Annotated in this window: 1 protein-coding gene; it reads right to left on the reverse strand. The window is 56.9% G+C overall.

The annotated features are described in order from the left end of the window. On the reverse strand, nucleotides 1–960 hold a 960-nt coding region (locus tag VB780_RS08455; protein ID WP_323350696.1), incomplete at its 3' end, for a transposase. Nucleotides 961–962 lie beyond the last annotated feature (2 nt).

Consider the following 962-nt stretch of genomic DNA (forward strand, 5'->3'; position numbering starts at 1 on the left):
CGCCTCGGTTTCTAGTGAGAGGTAGCCCCAATGGGCCAGGATAAAGGCGACCAGCGATAGGACGAGCCAACGGTACATCCCTAGCAAGGTCTGCTGACCGAAGCGATGCAGCCCAAAGCGGTGCTTGGCGGTTTTGAAGAACCCTTCAATTTGCCAACGATGCCGCCCCCACCACACAATCGTGCTGGCTTTGAGGGGTTCAGTCGAGAGCACATAGCGTTTAGAGCGTTTCGTCTCGCCATCTCGTTTCAGGTAGAACCAGGCGATGGTGACGGGACAACTGAGCCCCTGGAGATGGACACGCTGTCCCGGTTTGTGCAACTCGAAGAGGTGCCGTCCATCGCTGAGTTTGCGGTCATAGCGCACCCCAGTGATGGCATGCAACTTCAGCTTGCGAATGCCCTGGAGAAAGTCCACACTGCCGAAGGCGGTATCGGCCAGCACTCTGACTTTGAACGCTTGTTTCAACCACTTGGGCAGTTGCCGCACCAAGGTCAATCCGAGTTGGGCCGCAGAGGGCTGTCCTTTCCCTCGGTAGACGCGAAAGCTCCAGGGCACCCGCCAGGGGCCAACGACCAGGTAGAGCACCACCAAATGCACGCCGCGTTTGCCATGAAACACGCTGATGAGATCCGAAAAGGCTTTGAATTTGCCTCGTTTCTCCAGGGTCGTCATATCCAGAATCACTTGCAGATGGGGCCGACGACCCCGAGGTCGATAGCGCTTGAGCTCTTGGCCAATGGCGTAGCGCACCTGGCGAATGACCTGCCGCACTGACCAGGTATACACCGTGAGAAACCGACTCAAGGCGCTGGCAGACTTCAGGTGACTATGCTCAGGCAGCGGTGCCCATTGTGCCTTGAAAAACAGTTCTAGGAAGGCTTTCAGGCTTTGGCGCTGATAAGCACTCGGCATCCCGTCCAACAGTTGGTAAATTAGCTCTTGGGCGTGGGCAAGAATCT

This window comes from Leptolyngbya sp. CCNP1308, from assembly GCF_034932455.1.
In the GTDB taxonomy this organism is placed as follows: Bacteria; Cyanobacteriota; Cyanobacteriia; order Phormidesmidales; family Phormidesmidaceae; genus Nodosilinea.